This is a genomic window from Prevotella multiformis DSM 16608 (genome assembly GCF_000191065.1).
In the GTDB taxonomy this organism is placed as follows: Bacteria; Bacteroidota; Bacteroidia; order Bacteroidales; family Bacteroidaceae; genus Prevotella; species Prevotella multiformis.
Genome location: NZ_GL872282.1, coordinates 1,178,721 through 1,183,244, shown reverse-complemented (window position 1 = coordinate 1,183,244; position 4,524 = coordinate 1,178,721). Strand labels below are relative to the sequence as shown.

Genomic DNA, 4,524 nt, shown 5'->3' with positions numbered 1-4,524 from the left:
TTGATCGTATCTTGGGAAAGGGAATCCAAAAGATGCTTGTGTGCCAAGCCGTCGAACGGTTCTTCAAACGGACGGAGATAATACAGCTTTTCCTTTCGCATGGAGATTTCGGTGAACTTTTCATCCATATCGACCGAAAAGCCGATGGTTATTTCTCCGCTTTCATTTCTTAAGATATATACCCAACAGTTCTTTTTCATCTTTGCTGTTTGTTGATTCTGTTGCAAAATTATTCCACGAAGACCAACAGGGCGTTTCATATTTGAAAAAACTTGTATCATATTTGTAATTCACTAAGAATTGACGATTTATAAATGTCCGGAACACCTATGCCTTCTCATCGGATGAGCCCTTTCGCGTTTTCTTTTTTTCTTTGGAAACAGCTTTGTATTCTGAAGGCGACATCCCGAAGAAAGCCCGGAAACAACGGTTAAATGTGGCTCGGGAATTGAATCCTGACCTATATTCCACTTCGTTGATGTTCAAGTCGGGATTGTTGGTGAGCAGCGATGCCGCATGTCGCAGCCGGTAGCCGTTGATAAATTCGTTGATTGTGGCTCCATCGGCATACTTGCGCACGGCATTGGTGATATAGACGGTATTTGTTCCGATTCGCTTTGAGAGAATGTCGCGGTTCAACTCCGTGTCTTTATAGATTTTCTCATTCTGCATCAGCTCGCACAACCGGCGGTAGATTTTTCCTTCACGGTCGAGTTCTTCCTCGGGAACGAGCCTTGCCGCGGTCTCCATGTCGCTTTCCGCCTTGCGGTATAATAGAATGGAGTCGTACAAAGCCCTGTTTTTGCGGCGCAAGCGGCGGGTGTAGATGATGTAAAGTACGACGGTGGCAAGCAGCAATGCCACGATGATGAGTGAAAGATAGAGCCGTGTTGTGATGACCTCGTTCCGGAGTGTGAGCTTGTCAACCTCGAAGATGGTGCGCAGTTCGTCGAGCTGCCTGGCAAGTTCGGTGTTGCGCAGCTTGTCTTTGTGTGGGATGACGAGGCTGTACAATTCTGCGGCTTCCTTGTATCGTCCGGCCTGCATGTAGAGGTCGGCTTGCTGCATCTGCACGGTGAGCAAGCTGACGGAGTCGCCGGCGGCAGTCATGATGCCTATGTTCTCGTTATTGCAGGCAATGGCCCGGTCGTACTGTTTTGTGGCTGCATAGTAGCGGGCTTTCACTTGAAGGAACTTGAATCGGGCAACGGCTTTGCGTCCCTCGGCATATTTATCGGCGAGCTGCAGCAATTCCTTGGCACGGTCGTAATGGCCTGTTTCCAATTCAGCGACGGCAGTTGCCAGCGTACAGTAGAGATAGCGTCCGTTGAGCGAGGGTGTGTAGCCTTTTCGCAGGGCTTCGTTCTTGTATTTGTCGATGACCGCTTTCCATTCTGCGCATTTCGCTCTTAGCTTTTCATATTTCCGCAGTCCGTCGAGCGTTTCGCCCAAGACGTTGTAGGCAGAGAGCAATTGTGAGATTTCATCGGCCTTGGAAAGGGCGGCGATGCTCTCCTCGATGGTCTTCTCGGCTTCGCGGAAGCGTCCCATTGTCTGATAGATGCATGCCATGCCGTAGGTGGAAGTGCCTAATCCATAGTTGCTCTTTCTCTTTCGCGCGTCGGCATACATCTTTTGCGCTTCAAGCAATGCGGTCTGCACCTTGTCTTCGTAGAGATAACTCTCAATCAGCACGTTCCACGCATTGTAGTAATAATCCCATGTGCCGTTCTTTTTCATTGCACTGAGGACTTCGGGCAAATAGTAGCTGATGCTGTCGGTCATCTCGTAGTTGTAATAGCAATACAACTGGGTGACGCGCGCCCGGGCTTCCGCCTCCTTGTCTTTTTGGCGTAAGGATTCGGCAAGATATTCACGGATGCAGCTTAATTCATAGCCCATATTATCTTCGGCAGCTGCCAACCGGCAAAGATGATGGTAGGCCTGCAAAAGCTTTTCTCCTTTGAGATGCTTCATCTCCTTGCGGATGGAGTCTGCCGGAGTGGCGGCATACATTTCTCCTGCGGAGAGTGTAATGACAAACAGTAATGTGATAAAATGTTTCATTTTCAGTATATATTCAGTTTTTACAGTTTCATAGACATAGCAGTTTTCTTGTCCTTCCTCGCCCTAAAGTATATCCCGCAGGTAGTAGCAACGACTGCTCTGTTTTTAAGTGTAAATTCTTTATTCTAATTTGTCTTGGCACCTGCTGAAGTTCAGCAAGCCTCTTTTTTTAACAGTGGCGTTTGCTCAAGTCGAGCAAGTCTCCCGTCATTTGCTGTGACGTTTGCTGAGGCTCAGTAAGGCTACCGTCATTTGTCGCAACATTTGCTGAGATTCAGCAAGGCTCTCGTCATTTGCCGCAACGTTTGTTTGCCTCTCCATAGACTCCTCGGTGAGCTATGACTGACATTTCGTAGTCAGATGTTTTTTGTTCATTTATGGTACGTCCCTTTTAACTGTCCGGCATGGGTAGAATACCTTTCGGTAGAAGATTATATAACAAAATTAATAAAAGACAAGGATTTTGAACATTATTCTTCTTGCAAAATAGTATATTTTGTTAAATACCGCACCCTAAAAACCCTAACGCTACCCTAAAAACCCCTAATATTTTTTTCGGAAATACAAAAATAAAGACGTAACTTTGCATCATGATTTTAACACAAACCGCAGCTCACATGCTCCATCATACGCCCTTGGAAAGAGTAAAAAACTTCTTGAATTCAAGAAGCAAGACCACCGTAGAACGTCATCAGATCATCGTCTATCTGCTCCACTCCGCCATCGTCGTCATCGTCATTGCCATGCAGCTCATGGGATTAGGCGGTTCGCAGGAAGTGATGCCACAGGCGATGAGCATCGTCCATCTGACGGCCTGCCTCACGGCGCTGACGCTCTTCTTCGCCCGACGGGTGTCCGCGCCCATGGCTCTTTCAGTGGTAGCCCTCGTGTCACAGGTCACCATCGTGTGCCGTTTCATCTATTTCTCCCATGTGCGCCCCGATCATTTCCTCCAACTCATCATTCTCAACCAGATGGTGTCGCTCATGGCAGTGGTGCTGCTCGTGATGTGCTTCGTGAGATATACGCCGTCTGTTGTCGCCGCCATCAGTTTAGTTGCATACGGAAGCGTCACAGCCTATCTTAAGGAACCGGCTCTGTGGAAGCTCTTCGGTTTCTTTCTCGGCGTGGAGTTCCTGCTCTGCGTGCTGGGCGAACTGCTGCGCCGCAACGTGCAGCATGTGCAGACGGAAAACGTCTACCTGCACCACCGCGAAACGGCACTCATGCGCGCCGTGAGACTCAACGAGCAGGAAATCGAGGCCTATCTGTGCATGAGCAGCAACAACCGGCCGTTGCCCGAAGATACCGACCGCCTGTTCGCCATGCTCAAGCCGACATCACAGCGCAACCTCATCAACGCCGTGCGCCTGCATCTTAAGAACCACTTGACAGACGACGACAGCCTCGCCCGCCATCTCCCCACACTCACCAAGTCGGAGGTGGACGTATGCAACCTTATCTTGCAAGGTAAGAAACGGGGGGAGATATGCCGGCTGCTCGACAAGACGGAGAAGAACGTCGACGTGGTGCGCACCCATGTACGCAAGAAACTCAATGTGCCCACTGACCAAGACCTGCAGAAATTCCTCTTCAATTTATTGATAGAAAAAGAATATTTGAACAAGGGGGAAAGGAAATAAATAAGGTTCTTCCGTTAAATACATAGATTGGAGAATAAAGGCTTATACATTTGCATGGTATGACTGTCCGAAATCAGATGGTCTTACAAAGGGGGATGGACTACAAGATAAGATGCAGAAAAGGCAAATGGATACGATGCCTGTCCATCAGGCTGTCTTTCCGTCTTCTTCAACTTATTCCCATATCATCGGTATTTGTAAACTGTTTTCATGTAACGCAAGGCAACACATGCCCTTTTAGAAGCTAAAAGGTGCCTGACTGGCTTGCAACAGGTGCTCTTTCGGCGTGTTACCAACGCCCTTTTGAAGTCCAATCAAGCACCTTTTCTGAACGGCTTGGCAACCAATTGATTTACAGCCGGTTGCAGACCTGCTTTTTGCACGTGTTTTTTATATTTGCAGAGGAGCCTGTTAGAGCTTGTGTAATGGTTTTTCAAAATCCTATCTGTATTCTCAACGTATTAAAACGAAAAGGTTTTTATATCGGAGGATGATGACAGAATAGCCAGTTGAACGGTCTTGACCATGTTTCTGGTTAATGAATCACTTCGGTTCTTCCGTTAAAGCTATACGAAAAACATCTACGCATTTAACGGAAGAACCATAAATAAGTCCCTCCGCCGGAAACGTTCATATTTATTTTTCTTCCGAAATACTTTTGAGTTTAAAGACAATTGGGTTATCTTTTGTACGCAGTTGCATGATACTGATAGTCTCTGCCGATTCCGAACACATGATACATGAGGCTGGATTCCATTTTTTTTATATTTGATTTGTGGTGAATCTAAAGATAACGGAACCCAGCCTCCTTTTA

3 protein-coding genes are annotated in these 4,524 nt (G+C 47.2%); 1 reads left to right on the top strand and 2 read right to left on the bottom strand.

Annotated features, from left to right (window positions below; genetic code table 11):
- Together HMPREF9141_RS04745 and HMPREF9141_RS04740 are read right to left on the bottom strand one after the other, a co-directional pair.
- A partial coding sequence (locus HMPREF9141_RS04745; protein ID WP_040554487.1) for a hypothetical protein occupies positions 1-200 on the bottom strand: 200 nt, incomplete at its 3' end.
- Between the two features lie 127 nt (positions 201-327).
- Positions 328-2,067, bottom strand: a complete 1,740-nt coding sequence (locus tag HMPREF9141_RS04740; protein ID WP_007367385.1) for a helix-turn-helix domain-containing protein — start codon at positions 2,065-2,067, stop codon at positions 328-330.
- Between the two features lie 617 nt (positions 2,068-2,684).
- Here HMPREF9141_RS04740 and HMPREF9141_RS04735 point away from each other — a divergent pair.
- Positions 2,685-3,710, top strand: coding sequence for a helix-turn-helix transcriptional regulator (locus HMPREF9141_RS04735; RefSeq protein WP_040554273.1), 1,026 nt, complete (start codon positions 2,685-2,687; stop codon positions 3,708-3,710).
- The last annotated feature ends 814 nt before the right edge of the window (positions 3,711-4,524 follow it).